The sequence below is a fragment of the Arthrobacter sp. 9E16 genome, assembly GCF_002929435.1.
In the GTDB taxonomy this organism is placed as follows: domain Bacteria; phylum Actinomycetota; class Actinomycetes; order Actinomycetales; family Micrococcaceae; genus Arthrobacter_B; species Arthrobacter_B sunyaminii.
Genome location: NZ_PJIU01000003.1, coordinates 119163 through 136136, shown reverse-complemented (window position 1 = coordinate 136136; position 16974 = coordinate 119163). Strand labels below are relative to the sequence as shown.

The 16974-nt window shown below is 63.4% G+C and carries 12 protein-coding genes; 6 read left to right on the top strand and 6 right to left on the bottom strand.

Annotated features, from left to right (window positions below; translation table 11 throughout):
* Window positions 1–13 precede the first annotated feature (13 nt).
* The gene (locus CXR00_RS18610; RefSeq protein ID WP_237685382.1) at window positions 14–865 is read right to left on the bottom strand and encodes an excalibur calcium-binding domain-containing protein; all 852 of its coding nucleotides are present in this window, start codon (window positions 863–865) and stop codon (window positions 14–16) included.
* Between the two features lie 330 nt (window positions 866–1195).
* Window positions 1196–2218, bottom strand: a complete 1023-nt coding sequence (locus CXR00_RS12925; RefSeq protein ID WP_104054981.1) for a LacI family DNA-binding transcriptional regulator — start codon at window positions 2216–2218, stop codon at window positions 1196–1198.
* A 149-nt stretch (window positions 2219–2367) separates the two neighbouring features.
* Here CXR00_RS12925 and CXR00_RS12920 point away from each other — a divergent pair, with 149 nt between their 5' ends.
* From CXR00_RS12920 to CXR00_RS12900, 5 genes are read left to right on the top strand one after another with little or no spacing between them, the layout of a single operon-like run.
* Window positions 2368–3735: an ABC transporter substrate-binding protein gene (locus CXR00_RS12920; RefSeq protein WP_237685381.1), complete on the top strand. Its 1368-nt coding sequence runs from the start codon at window positions 2368–2370 to the stop codon at window positions 3733–3735.
* Window positions 3735–4721 carry a carbohydrate ABC transporter permease gene (locus CXR00_RS12915; protein ID WP_104054979.1) on the top strand — a complete coding sequence of 329 codons (987 nt, stop codon included), beginning with the start codon at window positions 3735–3737 and terminating at the stop codon, window positions 4719–4721. The genes CXR00_RS12920 and CXR00_RS12915 overlap by 1 nt, the downstream gene beginning before the upstream one ends.
* On the top strand, window positions 4721–5545 hold the full coding sequence (locus CXR00_RS12910) for a carbohydrate ABC transporter permease (protein ID WP_104054978.1): 825 nt from the start codon (window positions 4721–4723) through the stop codon (window positions 5543–5545). Before CXR00_RS12915 ends, CXR00_RS12910 begins: the two co-directional genes overlap by 1 nt.
* A 40-nt stretch (window positions 5546–5585) precedes the next feature.
* Complete coding sequence (locus tag CXR00_RS12905; protein WP_104054977.1) at window positions 5586–6560, top strand: glycosyl hydrolase family 32; 975 nt, start codon at window positions 5586–5588, stop codon at window positions 6558–6560.
* Complete coding sequence (locus CXR00_RS12900; RefSeq protein ID WP_104055466.1) at window positions 6557–7738, top strand: serine hydrolase; 1182 nt, start codon at window positions 6557–6559, stop codon at window positions 7736–7738. Before CXR00_RS12905 ends, CXR00_RS12900 begins: the two co-directional genes overlap by 4 nt.
* Before the next feature lie 149 nt (window positions 7739–7887).
* Here CXR00_RS12900 and CXR00_RS12895 read toward each other — a convergent pair whose 3' ends face one another.
* The 4 genes from CXR00_RS12895 to CXR00_RS12880 form a co-directional block, all read right to left on the bottom strand.
* Window positions 7888–11157, bottom strand: a complete 3270-nt coding sequence (locus CXR00_RS12895) for a glycoside hydrolase family 3 C-terminal domain-containing protein (protein WP_104054976.1) — start codon at window positions 11155–11157, stop codon at window positions 7888–7890.
* 525 nt (window positions 11158–11682) lie between these two features.
* A complete protein-coding gene (locus CXR00_RS12890; RefSeq protein WP_104054975.1) occupies window positions 11683–13131 on the bottom strand; it encodes a basic amino acid/polyamine antiporter in 1449 nt (482 codons plus the stop codon).
* Window positions 13132–13443: 312 nt separating this feature from the next.
* Window positions 13444–14706, bottom strand: coding sequence for an arginine deiminase (locus tag CXR00_RS12885; RefSeq protein WP_104054974.1), 1263 nt, complete (start codon window positions 14704–14706; stop codon window positions 13444–13446).
* 69 nt (window positions 14707–14775) lie between these two features.
* On the bottom strand, window positions 14776–15126 hold the full coding sequence (locus tag CXR00_RS12880) for a hypothetical protein (RefSeq protein WP_104054973.1): 351 nt from the start codon (window positions 15124–15126) through the stop codon (window positions 14776–14778).
* Between the two features lie 778 nt (window positions 15127–15904).
* Here CXR00_RS12880 and CXR00_RS12875 point away from each other — a divergent pair.
* A complete protein-coding gene (locus CXR00_RS12875) occupies window positions 15905–16867 on the top strand; it encodes a hypothetical protein (protein WP_104096798.1) in 963 nt (320 codons plus the stop codon).
* The last annotated feature ends 107 nt before the right edge of the window (window positions 16868–16974 follow it).

Here is a 16974-nt window from a genome sequence, read left to right as displayed (position 1 = left end):
CTCTCAGGCGGCGCTACTCGCAGGCGACGCCGTCGCCGTCGCGGTCCAGGTGCGAACCGTATCCCGGCTGTCCGGCGTAGACCGGCGCGGCTCCTGCTGCCCGGGCAGCGGAGCAGTTCGGGTAGTACGCGGCGGCCGGAGCGGGAGACTCGACGGGAGCGGGAGCAGCCGGAGCCGGAGCGGGTTCCGGCACCGCCTGCTGGCGTGCCTGTTCCTCTGCCTGACGCTGAGCTTCCGCGGCAGCGGCCTGTTCGTCGGCCAGCCGCTGTGCCTCCGCCGCCGCCGCCTCGTCCGCGATGCGTTGCTGTTCAGCGGCCGCAGCGGCTTCGTCCGCGGCCTTCCGGTCCGCGGCTTCCTTGCGCACGGCAAGGATCTTGGTGGAGCTGTCTTCATCCATCCAGAGGAGCACGCCGTTGTCGTTTTCAGTGCAGACATAGACCACGGTTGCGGACGTGGGCGTGGGCGTGGCGGACGGAGATGCCCATGTGGTCGTTGGTGACGGCGACGGAGACGCCTTTGTCGAGGGCGTCGCTGCAGCCGTCGACGCTGACGGTGCCGGTGTCGGTGTCGGAGTGGGGGTTGGGGTGGCGGTCTGGTCCTGAGTCCGCGTGGCCCCGGCCGTCGTACAGGTCTTGTTGGCAATCTGCGTGGGCGTGGGTGTTGGCGTCGGCGTCGGGGAAGCACTCGTCTTGGACGGGGTGGGTGAGGCGGCGGCTGCGGGTTCGGCGTCGCCGCCCCCGCAGCCGGACAGAACAACCACGGTGCTGAGCGCCAGTGCCCCGAGCGACAGCACCCGGGAACGGGCGGAAGGTCCGTTGCCACGTGTCATCGTTGACGCGGTGCGGATGGTCGGCAAAACAGACATAGATCCCCCATGACAGAACAGATAGAAAACGGATGCGAATGCATCGATCCACAGGCTACAGCACCCGAGGGACTGCGACGTTGTGTGACTGCGCACCACCAAACCAGTGATTAGCGGAACTCTGCTGCAGGACCGTCGAACAGCTCCCCTCTCTGCGGGGAGTCCTCGCATTAGACGTGGTCCAGCTAGCCGCCTCCGCGGAAGTGAGCGCCGCGTGAAGACGCATCAGCTCTCTCCGACGCTCAGTTCAGTGCACCCGGCCCAGGCAACGAAATGCTGCATCTTCAGGGCATCCTTCTGGGCAGTCCTCTCGGCGGCCCAAAACCATCGTCATAGCGCCTGTATCGAGGACCGGATGATGACCGGCATGTCCACGAGGTGCTCGCCGCCTTTGGCGCCGTCCAAAAGCAGTTCAACGGCGAGCCGGCCCATTTCCTCATGAGGAAGTCCGATGGTGGTCAGCCCCGGGCGAAGGTACGAGGCAATTTCGTCATTGTCGAAGGAAACAATAGAAACATCCTCCGGCACCCGGAGACCCTTCTCCGTCAACGCCTGATAGGCACCGAATGCCAGCGGGTCATTCAAACAGATCAATGCCCGAGGCGGGGGCATTTCGTTCAGGATTTCATGCACGCAGGCGTAGCCATTCTGCGGCTCCCAATCCCAGATGGATTCTTCCCGTTCAAAGGACAATCCCCGGTCCTTCATTTCCGACCGTATTCCGTCCAGCCGCCGAGCCACTGTGGTCGACCGGAACACATTCCGCTCTTTCACCTCGTTGTGCCCGATAAGGAATATGCCCTCTTTGTGCCCGGCGTCTGCCAGCAGGGACACGGCTGCCCGGCCACCGCGCTCTTCGTCGGGCAGGACCGACACCGGAAAGTGCTCGTTGATGGCGTTGAGCAGTACCACCGGAACGTTTTCCTGAAGGGCGGGGATAAACAGTTCACGGGCCCGCGTGGCAGCGAAAACAATGCCGTCAACCTGGCGGTCCAGCAGAGCAGCAATTGCTTCTGATTCACGCGCATGGTCCCCGCCGGTCTCGGCCACCAGAATCACGTGCCCCGCTCGCTCCGCCGCCGCCAGGGCACCCTTGATCAACCCGCTGGCGAAGCGTGTTGTGGCCACGGTGTCAGAGACAAATCCAATGGTTTGGGTCTTATCCACCCGCAAAGCCCGCGCCGCCACATTAGGCCGATAACCAAGCTCTGCCGCGGCTAGATTCACCCGGTCATGGGCGTCTTTCGACAGCCGGGTATCCGGACGGCCGTTAAGAATCATGGACGCCGCGGAGGACGACAAACCCGCCCGACGTGCGACGTCGGCAAGTGTCACACGCTTGCTGGTGGCCATAATTCCTCCTGCTCGATGCTAACTGCCGATAACGACTTGGCAAATTCACTTGCGGTATTGCCGGATTAGGGTCAGGCTATGTGCTGAATGGATTTAGCACATACTGTACCGTGACCGGCCCCACAGGATTACCGACAAAGGAGTCAACCATGCTTACATCACCGCTGCGATCGCGGCGCCGTCAACCAGTTGCTGTGGTGACCTTCATGGCCGCCGCAGGCTTGGCCCTCGCCGGATGTGCTCCGGGCAGCGGCGGAGACAACAACGCCGCGTCCTCCGAGGTCACCAGTGCGGAGGTGAACACCGAACTCACGTCAGAGGACGTCACCATCACCATCGCCGATGAAACCGGCTTCCCGGTGACGGACAAACTGGCCGAGGAATTCACCAAGCAGCATCCCAACGTCACCTTTGAGATTACGCGGGACACGTTCCAGAACCTCACCGCCAACGCCCCCAAGCTGCTGGCCGGGGACAATCCGCCGGACCTGATCCGGCTGCCGACCATCGGCGACACCGCCGGTGACGGCCTGCTGGCCAACCTGGATCCGTATGCCGAAGCGTACGGATGGGATGCCTGGCCCGAGACGCAGCTGTCACCGCTGCGGATGAATGAGGAAGGAACGCGCGGTTCCGGACCGCTCTACCAGGTGGGTCTTGGCTACAGCGTCACCGGCATCTTCATGAACACGGCCATTGCCGAGGATTTGGGCATCGACGCGCCCCCGCAGACCTGGGACGAGCTTGAGGAAGACCTGGCCACGGCCAAGGACGCCGGCGTGCAGCCCATCATGGCCGGGGACAAGGACGGCGTGGTGAACTTCGCCATTCAGGCGGCCATGAACCAGTACGCGGACAAGGATGAATTCCTCTCCTGGATGTTCAACGAACCCGGCAGCTCCTATGCCACGGAAGGGAACATCCAGGGTGCCGAAGTCATCCGCACCTGGGCTGACAAGGGGTATTTCCCCTCGGACATCAACGCCATTGATTACTTCACGTTCGTCAGCCGCTTCTCGGACGGTGAGGGCCTGTTTACCTTCAACGGCAACTGGGAAGCAGCGAATTACCAGAAGGCGCTGGGCGACGACGTCGCGTTCTTCTTGGTCCCGCCGCTGGAAGAGGGAGGCGACCACGTGGCCATGGGTGCCGCCAACTCCTTCTCCGTTGCCGCCGGCTCGGATGATCTGGACACCACCACGTACTTCCTGGACTGGATCCACACGGACCCGGCCGCGCGCCAGATCATCTCCGACGTTACGGGAGCATCCCCGGGCGGAGACCCGTCGCTTGAACAGCCCACCGTGGAGGAAGGGTCGCTGATTGCGTCCGCCCTGGACATGGCCGCGCAGATCGGCGAAGAAAACGGACAGGTGGACTTCATGTCCAATACAACGTCCGGCATTTACGCCGGGTCGATCATCCCGGAGTCGCAGCTGCTGGTGACCGGCAAGATCACCGGCGAGGAGTTCGTCAACCGCGTGCAGGCGTTCTATGAGAGCGAAGTGAACGACTAATGCAAAAGGCCACCACCGGCCCTGTCCGCCGTCGTTCCGGGCAGCAGGAAAGCGCAGCCGCAGGTTCGACGCCGGCGGGGCCGGCAGTGGCCTCCCGCAAACCGCGCAAACGCAAGTCCGTGGGCCGCGCCGGATACGTCGCCTGGCTGATGCTGCTTCCGGCAATAGGTGTCTACGCCGGGTTCGTCCTAATTCCGCTGGCCATGGGCCTGCAGTACTCGTTCTACGACTGGAACGGGGTCGGGGCATCCACCTTCGTGGGGATCAAGAATTATGCGAAGGTCCTGACGGATCCAGTTCTGCTCGGTTCGATTCTCAACGCCATCACCCTGATCGTGTTCTTCACGCTCATCCCCATCGGCGTCGGGCTGATTCTGGCCAGCCTGATCCGGTCCATGCGCCAGGGACTTATGTCTTCGGCGGCACAGACCATCCTGTTCCTGCCGCAGATTGTGCCCCTCGCTGCAGCGGGTATCGCCTGGTCCTGGATGTACGCGCAGACAGGCACGGTCAATCAGTTCCTCAGCGCCGTCGGACTCGGCGGGATCACCCGGTCGTGGCTGGCGGATTATGGAACGGCCCTTCCCGCCGTCGGGCTCATCGGTTCCTGGGTCCTCACCGGCCTGTGCACTGTGCTGCTGCTGACCGGCATCGGCAAAATCGATACCTCCCTCTATGAAGCGGTAAGGCTCGACGGCGCCGGCTGGTGGCGGGAATTCTTCACCGTCACGCTGCCGGGACTGCGGCAGGAAATTGCGGTCCTGGCGACTCTGACCATCATTGCTGCCCTGAGCAGCTTCGACATTATCTACACCTCCACGCAGGGCGGCCCCGGCCGCACCACCCTCGTTCCGGGCATTTCCATTTTCCGCATTGGCTTCACGCAAAGTGATGTTGGCTTGGCATCGGCCTTCGGAATTGTGCTCATGGTCCTGGTCCTGCTGGTAGTACTTCCCATTCAGCGACTTTCAAAGGTGAACGACTGATGCGTACCAGCCGCAGTGAACTCCTGCTCGGCCGGCTGCTGCTGGCGGCAGCTCTCATTCTGACCCTCCTGCCCCTGATCAGCATGCTGTCCGCGGCCCTGCAGCCGGCGGACCGGAACCCCACCGGCATTGTCTGGCCCACCGACCCGCAGTGGGGCAACTTCGTTACGGCCTTTGAGGTGGGCAATGTTTGGCGTCTCATGACGTCCAGCGCCTTCATCGTCCTGGGCGTGGTGCCCGCGTCGATGCTCATCGCCACCCTCGCCGGGTATGCCCTCGGCGCGCTCGCCCCGAAGGGCGGCCGGGCGGTCCTGATCATCTTCATCGCCGGACTGACCATCCCGTTTGAAGCCCTGATCATCCCGCTGTATTACCAGTCCCAGGCCATGGGGACCCTCAACACCCAATGGGCCGTGATCTTCCCGCTGCTGGGGCTCTTCATGCCCTTCAGCGTGTTCTGGATGCGTGCCCACTTCATCAACGTTCCCCGCGAGTTGTCCGAAGCCGCCCGGGTGGACGGCGCATCGGTCTTCCAGGAGTTCCGGCAGATCCAGCTTCCCCTCGCGCTGCCTGCACTCTCGGCTCTGGCGATTCTCCTGTTTCTCTGGACCTGGAACCAGTTCCTGCTCCCCGTGGTGCTTATCGCCGACCCGCTTGACCGCACTGTGGCGGGAGCGCTCACCTTCTTCCAGGGACAGTACTCCCTGAGCATCCCGCTCCTGAACGCGGGAGCACTGCTGATCATCACGCCGGCCATCATCGTGTTCCTCATCTTCCAGCGCCAGTTTGTCCGCGCCCTGCTGCAGGGCGCCGTCAAGGGCTGACCCCGCACCGCCTCCAGTCTCCGATTAAGGACCACGCACCATGAGCTTTGCCCTCACCGACCACTGGGTCTGGGATTTTTGGCATGCCGACGACGGCGAGACGCACCACCTCTACTATCTGCATGCGCCCCGGTCACTGGCAGACCCCGGCCTTCGCCACCGGAACGCACGGATCGGCCTTGCCACCTCGGATGATCTTTCAACGTGGGTCGACCACGGAGTGGTCCTTGAGCCGGGCGGGGCCGCGGACTTCGATTCCAGTGCCACGTGGACCGGCAGCGTGGTTCAGGACGACGACGGCGCCTGGCACATGTTCTACACCGGCACCCGGTTCCTGCATCCGCAGCGGATCACGAATGTGGAAAGCATCGGCCATGCTTCCTCCCCCGATCTGTTCACCTGGTCCAAATCCGCGCTGCACGTTCCCGCCGATCCCCGCTGGTATGAAACCCTCGGCGATGACACCTGGCATGAGGAAGCCTGGCGGGACCCGTGGATCCACCGTGACTCGGCAGGGCTCTGGCACATGCTGGTAACCGCCCGGGCAGTGGTCGGCGCCGGGCGGGACCGCGGCGTCGTCGGGCACGCCACGTCTGCCGACCTGCGGAACTGGACCGTCCAGCCTCCGCTGAGCGAACCCGGCGCGGGCTTTGCCCACCTTGAGGTGCTTCAGCTGGTGACCATCGAGGACCGGCCTGTGCTGCTGTTCTCCTGCGACACGGCCCACCTTGCCGGTGAGCGCGAAGCCGAGGGAGTGCAGGGCGGCATCTGGGCGCTGCCCCTGGCCACGGATCGGCTGGAACATCCCCTGGACATTTCGTCCGCCACCCGCCTGACAAGCGAGGAGTTCTACGCCGGACGCGCAGTGCGCAACCGTGAAGGTCAGTGGGTGCTGCTGGCTTTTGAAAACGTCGACGCCGAGGGCACCTTCATCAGCGGCATTTCGGATCCCCTCCCCCTGGAATGGGCACCGGACGGCAGCCTGTGCCTCGCGCCGGCCGGGATTCACGCATGAGCGGCGACCCGTCAGGCATCCACGGCACCTTCGAGACGCGTTTCCTGCCGGTCCGGGATGCCTTCGCTGCCGCCTTCCGCGGAAGGCCCCGTATGGGTGCCGCGTTGGCTGTGCATCACCAGGGAGAACTGGTGGTCGATCTGTGGGGCGGGATGGCAGACGCGCGCAGCTCGGTTCCCTGGACCAGCGACACGTCCACCGTGATTTTTTCCTGCACCAAGGGCATCATGGCCGTCCTCGCGGCACGGCTGGTTGAATCCGGGCGGCTGGACTACGACCTGCCGCTGGCTGACCTCTGGCCGGAGTTTGGCGTACACGGCAAAAACACGGTGACCGTGGGAGATGTTCTGGCCCACCGCGCGGGGGTGTCTGCGCCGCGTGAATCCGTTGACCTGGCGCAGGCGCTGAACTGGGAGGAAATGACCCGGCTGCTCGCTGAGCAGGAACCCCTGTGGGAACCGGGAACGGGCTACGGATACCATGCCCTCACACACGGGTGGCTGTCCGGGGAAATCATCCGCCGGATCACCGGGCAAACTCCCGGAGAATTCATGCACGAAACCCTGGCTGATCCGTTGATCGCGCGGCTGCAGCTCGGCGTGCCCGAGGATCAGCAGGGCGACATTGCCCATCTTGAAGCAGGCGCAAGCCTGCAGGAGCTGGTCCGGTCCCAGCAGGCGGCACGGCAGCCGGGCGTTCCGGACTGGCCCGGCCGGGCCCTGACCCTGGGCGGTGCCTTCCCGCAGGAACTGGTGGGCGACGACGCCGGCTTCAACCGCTCCGACGTCCGGGCAGCTCAGTTGCCCGGGGCCGGCGCGGTTGCCACGGCTCACGGGTTGTCAGCGGCGTGGTCCTCGGTTGTCCATGACACCGCCGCCACCCGCCGGCTGGATCCCGGCGTCCTCAAGCGGGCTGTGGACGTGCGCAGCGAAGGCTCCCCCGTGTTTGCCGCCGCAGCGCCGTGGCCGCGGTGGGGCGCCGGGTTCCAGCTTGATTCGGCGGCACGGCGTTACGTTTCCCCCGACGGATTCGGGCACGACGGCGCAGGCGGGCAGGTGGCGTTTGCCGAACCTTCGCTGGGGCTCAGCTTTGCATTTCTGACCAACTGGATGGAAGCCGGTGATGACGTCCGGGCCACGCGGATCATCGACGCGCTGCGGGAGATTGTGGAGCCGTAGGCGGTGGCTGCCGCGGCTAGCATCCCGTCCGCGCTTTCGGGCGACTCAATGTTGTCCATCCCGAACATGAGGTGGAGCCCGGGAGATTCCCCGGGCTCCACCTCATTCGCTGCCAACTACTGAACAGTGCCGGCCACTGCCGGCGCCCGCTACTGCACGGTCACCTGCCCAACGAGGCGGGTGTCCGAGACGGAGCGGCCCACGTAAATGGCCACGGGCCCGGTGGGAGTGACGAAGTCATCTGCTTCGTCGTCCCAGTACTGGAGCGACCGCGGATCCAGTTCGATGTTTACCGTTCCCACCCCGCCGGGCGGGAGGGTGATGCTGCCGTACCCTGCCAGCTGTCGGGCCGGCGTCGGTTCCTCACCGGGAAGATTGCCGACGTATACCTGCACGGTTTCCTGACCGGTTCTGGTACCCAGGTTCGATACCTGCACCGACACGTTCCCGCTCGGATCGTCCGCATCCACCACGGCCGGTGTGGAGAGGTTGCGGTAGCCGAACGATGTGTAGGAGAGCCCGTGGCCAAAGGGGAACAGCGGAACCGCACCCTGGGTCACATAATTCTTGTACCCGACAAACACGCCGTCGGTGTACTCCACCGTGGGGCTCACCACGTCAAAGATGTCGAACGGGTTTGACGGCCCCACAGTGGTGGCCTGCTCATCACTGACCGGGAACGTGACCGGAAGCTTCCCGGACGGATTCACGTCTCCGTAGAGCACCGAGGCGACGGCCCGTCCCTGGGCCTGCCCGGCGTACCAGGCTTCCAGGACCGCAGGCACGTCGCCGATCCAGGGCATGGTCACCGGTCCGCTGGTGGCCAGCACGACGACGGTGTTCGGGTTGGCTGCCACTACCGCGCTGATCAGGGCGTCCTGGTTCTGCGGCAGCACCAGCGAACCGCGGTCGGCTCCCTCTCCGGTGTAGTCCCGGGCCACTACAACGGCAACGTCGGCCGCCGCGGCCGCCTGCGCAGCGGCGGTGATGCTCGGTGCCACCACACCCTCGGGCGGAGTCCAGCCCAGCCGGGCGATGGCGCCCGACTGGTCATTGAGCCCGCCGTTGAACTGGTTCGGCGCGTCAGTGGTGTATTCCACCCGCACCGGGACACTGGTTCCTGCCGTCAGGTCCACCGTTACCTCATCCGTCAACAAGGTATCCGCGGGTTCATTGATGACCTCTGTTCCGTTGACGTAGAGCCGTGCGGTGCCCAGATGGGTAAGGGTGAGCGTGTAGGTTCCCGTGGACGGCGGAACGATCGTTCCGGTCCAGACCGCCGACATGGGCTGCGTAGCCAGCTGGCCGCCGATCCCGGGGACCTGGGATGTGTTAATGACGTCCGCGGAAATGCCGGTCCGCAGGTTTACCTGACGCTCGGAACGGGCCAGTGTGGTTTCTCCGATGAAATTGTCCACACCCAGCCGGTACTCGGCATTGACGTTCGTGAGCACGTCGCTCGGCATCGGGAACGGTCCGGGAACCGTATCCGCCAGCGACACCGGGTCCGTTCCCGGAGACTGGGTGACGGTGGCGCCCGTGGCCCGGGCGGTGATGCCGTCCAGGATGGTGGTCAGCTGCGCCGGGTTCTGGACCGCGCCCGAGCCGCCGCCGTCGATATACCAGTCTGCATCGGACCCGATGACAGCCACCGAGGAGGTGTCGGCGTTGACCAGCGGAAGAGCATCACCGCTGTTCTTCAGCAGGACAATGGCATTTTCGGCCACCTCCTCAGCGATCGCGTCATGGGCTGCCAGCATGTTGTTCGGAATTGCAACGTCCGTTGGCTGCGGATTCACAAAGGAGTTCACCGGCGGGTTGTCGATGATGCCGTTCTCGAACATGGCGTAGGCCACGCGGCGCGCGGCGTCGGTGATCCGCAGTTCGGAAACCTCGCCGGCCTCCACGGCTGCGGTCAGGGCCGGCCCGGAGAACTCGGTTCCGGGTCCGGCAACGTCCAGCCCGTTCGCGTAGTCGGAGAACGCATGGGCCGCGTTGAAGTCCGAGCTAACGTAGCCCTGGAATCCCAGCCTGCCCTTGAGGATCTGGTTCAACAGCAGGTCATTGCCGCACGAGTACTCGGAGTTCACCTGGTTGAACGCGCACATGACGGACCCCGCGTTTCCGTTCACCACAACGTTTTCCCAGTTACGGCTGTAGGTCTCCAGAAGCGGCCGCTCGTCAATGAGCACATTGACGTCGCCCCGGCGGGATTCAAAGTTGTTCAGGTTGTAGTGCTTGGGCAGGGCTATGATGTCGGGCCCCTGTTCGCCGATCACCTGGGCTGCTGCCGCGTCTCCGCTCAGCATGGGGTCTTCGCCCAGGTCCTCCCACATGCGTCCGTTGAAGGGGGTGTTGACCAGGTCCATGGTGGGCCCGGCAATGGAATTGAAGCCGACGGCGCGGGCTTCCTCTCCGCCTACCGCGCCGTAGGCGCGGGCCAGAGTGGGATCGAAGGTGGAGGCCAGACCCACGCCAACCGGCAATGCGGTGGACGGACCGGTGTCCAGGGCCAGGCCGCAGCAGCCGTCCTTGCCCCGGATCGGTGGCAGACCAAATTCGGGGACTCCGGTGCCGCCCGACTGGACCAGGTATCCGACCTTCTGCTCCAGGTTCATCGCGGCGGTGGCCCAATAGGCCCGGGTGAGGGCATCCTCGTCGCTGCCCAGCCACGGATTGCCCGCCGGGACCGGCGGATTACAGCCGCCCTGGCTGCCGTTGTACCTGTCCAGCCGTTCCATAAAGGCAGCCATCGCATTCCGTGCTACCGGAAGGAACGGCCGATAGGTGCCGTCCGGCCAACCGGTGGAGATCCCCGCCTCCTTCATCCAGGCAATGTCCGTGGCGAACTGCAGGTCCACCGGCACATCGGTGAACGGCGGCGTAGTGGGCGCCGGGAAATCCCGTGCCGCCTCAATGCTGCAGTAGGTGCCGCTGTAGCGGTGCATGAACGCCGCCATCATGTCCCTGGCAACCGGGGTCAGCGGGCGAAAGGTGCCGTCCGGGTAGCCGGTGGTGATGCGGGTCGAGGCAAGCCACGTAATTTCCTTGTAGAACGCTGTTTGCGGTGTGATATCGGTAAACGGCGAGGTGGCCGGTGCCTCGAAATACGGTTGCCCCGCCAGCCGGTAAATGAAAGCGGCCATCGCATCACGGGCAACAGGCGTCAGCGGCCGATATGTGCCGTCCGGAAAACCAGTGGTGATGCCGTTGGCGGCAATAAACAGGATGTCCGCTTCAAACGGATCCCCCGCGATATCCGTGAAAGGGGGCGGCTGGACCGTATAGGCCGGATCAGCCTGCAGCGGTGCGACGTCGTCGGCACCCACCGCCGAGGGAAGAAAACCGGTCACGGCGAATAGCCCCAAAAAGGCCACCAATCCGTACCGGCGCGCCGTGCGGCGTTTTAATTTGAACATACAAGCTCCTCAATTTGCGGCGGTGCCGAGTGATTTGAGGCATCACCGTATGCAGGGTTAGAGCGCGCCGGCCTCAGTGGTGCCGTGCCGAAACGAAGGAAGCGCAAACGCCGTAATAGCCCTAAGCCGTCTGTGCTTAGGTTTACGGTGATTGCCCAACAGTTGCGAGTGTGAATGTGCGTAACCGGAGTCTAGAAGGGGGTCACGGGGCTGGGAATGGCAAAAAATACCCGCTTAATTGTGTACTTCCGCTACTACTTGGCGCCGACGTGAGCGCATGGAACCGGCCAGCCGCGGATCCGGTGAGCAGGCGGTGCCGCTGCTACGGGCGGCCTACCCGTGCGAGGGCCAATACGCGGGAATGATTTCGGGCAGCTCTCCCTATATGCCGTCCGCCGGCCATTAGCCCGTACAGGTGGGCGCGGGGCGTGAGCCGTTCGCTGGCCAGGCACGGGGCGCAGACCAGGACCTTACACAGCCGGCCCACGTCCGAGTGCACGCCGCAGGGCGCGGGATGCCTTTAGCTCAGAGCTCTATCCAGCCCCGGGTCAGGGCAAGCACAGCCGCAACGGCTCCAGCCACTGTCATGAGGAAGAGGAACAGCTCCCCACCCCGGAAAACGCACTGCCCTTGTTCCCGGCGCGCGATCACAAACAGGACGGTGCCGGGGGCGTAGAAGATCATCGACAGCAGCACCAGAGGCAGCCCGGCGGCGTAGACCAGGAACACCGAGTAAATGGTGGCGATGACGGCAATGGTCAGGTCACCCCGCCGGATGCGGCTCGGGGCTCCTTCATACGTTTCCCCGCTCCAGCCGAGCTTGAGGGCGTAGAGGGCCGCGAAAAGGAGGGAAAACAACGTCAGGACCGCGGTCATGTCCAGTGCGAAGTCGAAGGCGTCCTCGGAGAAGTAGGTGATGACCATGACCAGCTGGCTGAGCAGGGTGCTCAGCAGCAGGGCGTTGACCGGGACATCGTCATCACTGACCCGGGACAGGAACCGCGGCATGTCCTTCTCCGTGGCGGCCACGTACAGGACCTCCGCTGCCATCAGGCTCCAGGCCAGGTAGGCCCCCATCACCGAAATGATCAGGCCTGCGCTGACGAACACCAGCCCCCAGGTCCCCACTCCCGCTTCCAGGACGCCCGCCATTGATGGTTGGCGCAGCGCGGCGAGCTGTTCCATCGGCAGGACCCCGTAGGAAACGATCGTGACCGAGGCAAAGATGGCAAAAACGCTCAGAAAGCCGAGGATGGTGGCCCGGCCAACGTCCTCCCGCCGTCGGGCATGGCGCGAATACACGCTGGCACCTTCAACCCCGAGGAAAACGAAGACCGTCACCAGCATCGTGTTGCTGACCTGCTCGAACAGCGGCCCCGTGTACTCCGCGCCGGTAAGGTTTCCCGCGAAGACGGCGGGGTCGAACAGGAAGACAGCAAACAGCACGAAGACCAGGATGGGCACAACCTTGGCGATCGTGACTATCCGGTTAATGGCCGTGGCTTCCCTGATGCCGCGCTTGATCAGGAAGAAGAATCCCCACAGCCCGGCCGAGGAGAGCACGACGGCGAGGAGGGTGTCCCCTGCGCCCAGCTGCGGAAACAGGGCTCCCAGCGTGGACATGGTGAGCACCCAGTAGGTGACGTTTCCAACGCAGGCACTGGCCCAGTATCCTGCTGCGGAGAAGAACCCCACGTAATTTCCGAAGCCGGCCTTGGCGTAGGAGAAGATCCCCGCGTCAAGCGCCGGCTTGCGCATGGACAGCCTCTGGAAGACGAAGGCCAGCATCAACATGCCGGAACCGGCAATCAGCCAGGCGACGAGCGCACCCCACACCCCGGTTTCCTCGGCGAAGCGCTGGGGCAGGGAAAACACCCCGGCCCCGACCATGGACCCGATCACCACAGTGGTGAGGGTCAGTAGAGAGAGTTTGGCCGCTGGAGCCTTCTCTCCCGAGACAGGCGGATTAGACATGGTTCTCTTCCAATCGGGTGTGGCGGCGGCTGAGGTCTCGCCGGTTAGACAACAGTGGAGGGGCACACCGCTTCCTGCAGGGGATCCTCTTTCGTCAGCAGCCTTACCATTATTCTCTCAGAAGGAGACGATGGGTCCGAATCGGCGGCCCCACCCGGAGGCCGTTGCCGAAGGGTCCGTGCAATGGAAAGGCATGGACCCGTCAAGGGCGGTGCGTTCGCTGGAGTCCACGTCGAAACCGTGGCCAGAATTCCGATGGCGAGCGTGGATGCGGCCAAACGCCAGCCGCCGCATCCGGCACGCCGTCGTCGGTTAGTCGATCCCGTCGCGGATGATCGGGCAGGTCATGCAGTGCCCGCCGCCGCGGCCGCGGCCCAGCTCTGCCCCCACAATGGGGATCACTTCAACGCCGGCGTTGCGCAGCGCGGCGTTGGTCTGGGTGTTGCGGTCGTAGGTGAACACCACGCCTGGTTCCAGGGCGACGGCGTTGTTCGCGCTGTCCCACTGCTGGCGTTCGGTGGCGTGGTAGTCCCCGGCGGTCTCCACCAGGCGCAGCTGCTTGTAGCCCATGGCCTCGGCGACGACGTCGACGAAGCGGCGGTCGCGCTCGTCGCGCACTTCCAAGCCCAGAGGTTTGTCGGAGGGATGAATGGTGAAGGGGTGGATGCCGTCCACGATGGCCGGGTGGATGGTGGCCAGGTCCCGGTCCGCGAAGGTGAACACGGTGTCCAGGTGCATGGCGGCGCGCAGCTTGGGCATGCCGGCGACGACAATCCGTTCCGCGGCTTCGTCCTTGAACAGGGCCTGTGCGAGCTGGGTGATGGCCTGCCGGGAGGTCCGCTCCCCCATGCCGAGCAACACGGTGCCGTTGCCCACGGGCATGACGTCGCCGCCCTCCAGATAGGCCTGGCTCCAATCCTTTTCCGCGTCCCCCCACCAGATCTTCGAGCCGGTGTAGTCCGGATGGAAGCGGTAGATGGCCTGCATGAGCAGGGTCTCGTCGTGCCGTGCCGGCCAGTACAGCGGGTTCAGGGTCAGACCGCCGCCGATCCAGCAGGTGGTGTCCCGGGTGTAGAGGGTGTTCGGCAGCGGCGGCAGCAGGTACTCCGGACGGCCGGTGGATTCCCGGACCAGACCGACGTAGCCGGAGAGGTAGTCATCGGGAAGGTCCGACGTCGTGAGCCCGCCGATGAGGATCCGAGCCAGTTCCGCTCCGGTCAGTGAATCGAGGTAGGCGCGGGTGCCGGCCACCAGTCCCAGGCCGACGCGGTTGGCGATGATCTTGCGGTCCAGCAGCCAGGTCCGAGCCTCCGGGATGTCCATGGTCTGCCCGAGCAGGTCGTGGAGTTCGACGACGTCGACGCCGCGGCTGGTCATCTCGGCGACGAAGTCGGCGTGGTCGCGCTGGGCGTTCTCCACCCACATCACGTCGTCGAAGAGCAGATCTTCACGGTTGGTGGGGGTGAGCCGTTCGTGGGCCAAACCCGGCGCGCAGACCAGGACCTTGCGCAGCTTGCCCACCTCCGAGTGCACACCGTAGGACGCGGCCTTGCCGGTGGAGGTTGAGGAAAGCATGCGGTTCTCCTTGGTTCTTGAAACGAAGATCTTCCCGGAACTAGTGTTCCAGTTCAGTCAGCTCGCGGTTTATTCTGCCTGCGGTCCGGCCTGGGCACGCCGCCGGAGTGCTTCGTTGACGGCCGGGTCATCCAGGGCGCGGAGCCAGGTGAGCAGTTCGGGGCCGGCGGCCGGATTGGCGGCGACGGCGGGGCGTGCGATCGGGTGGTCTGTGGCCAGTTCCTGCAGCCGCAGGTTGTCGGTGCCGGGATCCTCAGATTCGGCGAGGATAGCGACCTCGACGGGGTCCACGGCCCTCGGCCGGGCTGCTGATGCTCCGCCGCTTACGATGTCGGCCGCCGGGATGTTCATCTGCGGGGTGGTTCGAGGCGTGGAGGGGACGTTCCCTTCAGAGGGATGTTCCTGCATTTCGTCGTGCACGGGATTCTCCTTTGTAAGCAGCCTTATGAGCATCCTTCCAGAAGGAGCCGTGGTCTCCGAATCGCTGGCGCCCAGAGCTCACCACTGCGAGCCTTTCGATGTCGTGGTACCTGGCAGGTCCAGCGGCACTCATGGAACCGCCCGCGCTGCCTAGCCAAGTAATTGGCCGTGTTGCACGGTGGAAACGACGCAGCCTGAATTGTGCGGCGAGTAAATGAAGTTGTGGGTCTTCAGCGGAAGTGCCTGCAATTCAGCCCAAGGGATTCTTCTATGTAAGTAACCCAATAAACATACTGGGCAGAAGGCATGTGGTCTCCGGATCGGCCGTGAAAGAGCGCCGCTCCATAGGTGGACCAGGACGCCGAACCAGAAACACCTATGCTTCAGGAAAACTCGTTCCCTCAATTGGGCGTCGAGAAATTCGACCCGTCGATCAACGACAGGACCTACGACAAACCCCTGACTCTAAACCCCATCAAATCGATTGCGTCAGTAGACCCGGTGCGATGTCCCATTCAAGTGCCTTCGCACACTGATGAGTAACCAAGCACTCCCTTCGCTTTCCGAAAGCGTTAGCGGGATAAGCAGTAGTATTACGCGAGTGCACAAAATTGTGCCATCAACACTTCGAGGACTAATGACACGACCACTAGCTCTGCTAATTCCGTTTATCCTAGCGCTAACTGCCTGCGGACCTTCCGAGTCTTCGGAAGCGAAGCCAGCCCCGTCGTCGTCGTCGGGTGAGCAGATCGCACCGGTGGACAAAAGCGTCAGTTGCGTGACCCTTATTGGTGATGACGGGGGTTTGATCACCCGATCTGGAAACTTCCTTGGCGGTGTAACAGAACTAAGCGCAGAGAATTTGGAGAAGGCGAAAGGGTTCTCGGCAGAGTTCGATGGATCGTTACGCAGTGCTGGCGAAGAACTCCGAGAGCCAATTGCTGTTATGCAGGATGAATTTGAGGGGTTGATCGCAGCCATTGAGAACAACGCGGACTACCAGCTGGTTCTGGAGGACTTCGCCTCGGCTGGACAAGAGATAATTGACACCTGCAGTGAGACTATGACATCAGCAACACCTTCCCCCACGCCGACTCCTACAGAGGACGATTCCGTAGCTGTAGGGTCCACGCAGCTTGAAGTCGTTACCTCGGAACTCGGTCACGAGGGCTATACCATGGATTTTGAATGGGCCCTTCTAGATCCGCGTCAGACAGAAGTTGTTTCTGTGGAGGCGGACGCTCTTGGATCCCGTGACCTATCGCTGGTCTTTGACTCAGCCATGCAGTTCACCAATACGACCGAAGGCAACCGCACCTTCAGCTTCCACGATGAAGGTGGAGTCAGCATAGTGCTGCGCTACCCCAACGGCAGCCCTGTGTGCAATTACGCACTGAATCGCGCCACCACTGAAGATTCATGTTTTGTGGACACTTGGGACGGGAATTTAGTGGGAATTCGCTTCGGCGATTTCCCGTTGCTCAACAAGATTACGGAGGCTGAGACCACGGCTCAGGTTCAGACTACACACAAACTAACTTTGCGGGACGTGCCCGAAGCTGAAGTGGAACAAATCTCGGCGGCACTACTGAATTACGAGCATGTGGCCATGTACATGCATTACGGAGACACGACAGACAAGTTTAAGACCAATTGTGATCAGGGCGCACTTGACAATATGACGTATGCAAGTCTGTACTCGGTCCTTGGTGTCATGGGGTCGATTCAGTGTCCAGAATAGGATGCAGGCTTTCAGCGTTCCGAAACTTGTGGAACACATCGGGCATTCAGTTTGCTCGCTCCTGATCCCGTTCTGCAGTCGGTATTTCCTGGACGTTCCGTTACCGT

What these genes read in the sequence shown, in the direction of transcription:
- CXR00_RS18610 (WP_237685382.1), bottom strand. Translation starts at nt 865, where the DNA reads ATGTCTGTTTTGCCGACCATCCGCACCGCGTCAACGATGACACGTGGC.
- CXR00_RS12925 (WP_104054981.1), bottom strand. Translation starts at nt 2,218, where the DNA reads ATGGCCACCAGCAAGCGTGTGACACTTGCCGACGTCGCACGTCGGGCG.
- CXR00_RS12920 (WP_237685381.1), top strand. Translation starts at nt 2,368, where the DNA reads ATGCTTACATCACCGCTGCGATCGCGGCGCCGTCAACCAGTTGCTGTG.
- CXR00_RS12915 (WP_104054979.1), top strand. Translation starts at nt 3,735, where the DNA reads ATGCAAAAGGCCACCACCGGCCCTGTCCGCCGTCGTTCCGGGCAGCAG.
- CXR00_RS12910 (WP_104054978.1), top strand. Translation starts at nt 4,721, where the DNA reads ATGCGTACCAGCCGCAGTGAACTCCTGCTCGGCCGGCTGCTGCTGGCG.
- CXR00_RS12905 (WP_104054977.1), top strand. Translation starts at nt 5,586, where the DNA reads ATGAGCTTTGCCCTCACCGACCACTGGGTCTGGGATTTTTGGCATGCC.
- CXR00_RS12900 (WP_104055466.1), top strand. Translation starts at nt 6,557, where the DNA reads ATGAGCGGCGACCCGTCAGGCATCCACGGCACCTTCGAGACGCGTTTC.
- CXR00_RS12895 (WP_104054976.1), bottom strand. Translation starts at nt 11,157, where the DNA reads ATGTTCAAATTAAAACGCCGCACGGCGCGCCGGTACGGATTGGTGGCC.
- CXR00_RS12890 (WP_104054975.1), bottom strand. Translation starts at nt 13,131, where the DNA reads ATGTCTAATCCGCCTGTCTCGGGAGAGAAGGCTCCAGCGGCCAAACTC.
- CXR00_RS12885 (WP_104054974.1), bottom strand. Translation starts at nt 14,706, where the DNA reads ATGCTTTCCTCAACCTCCACCGGCAAGGCCGCGTCCTACGGTGTGCAC.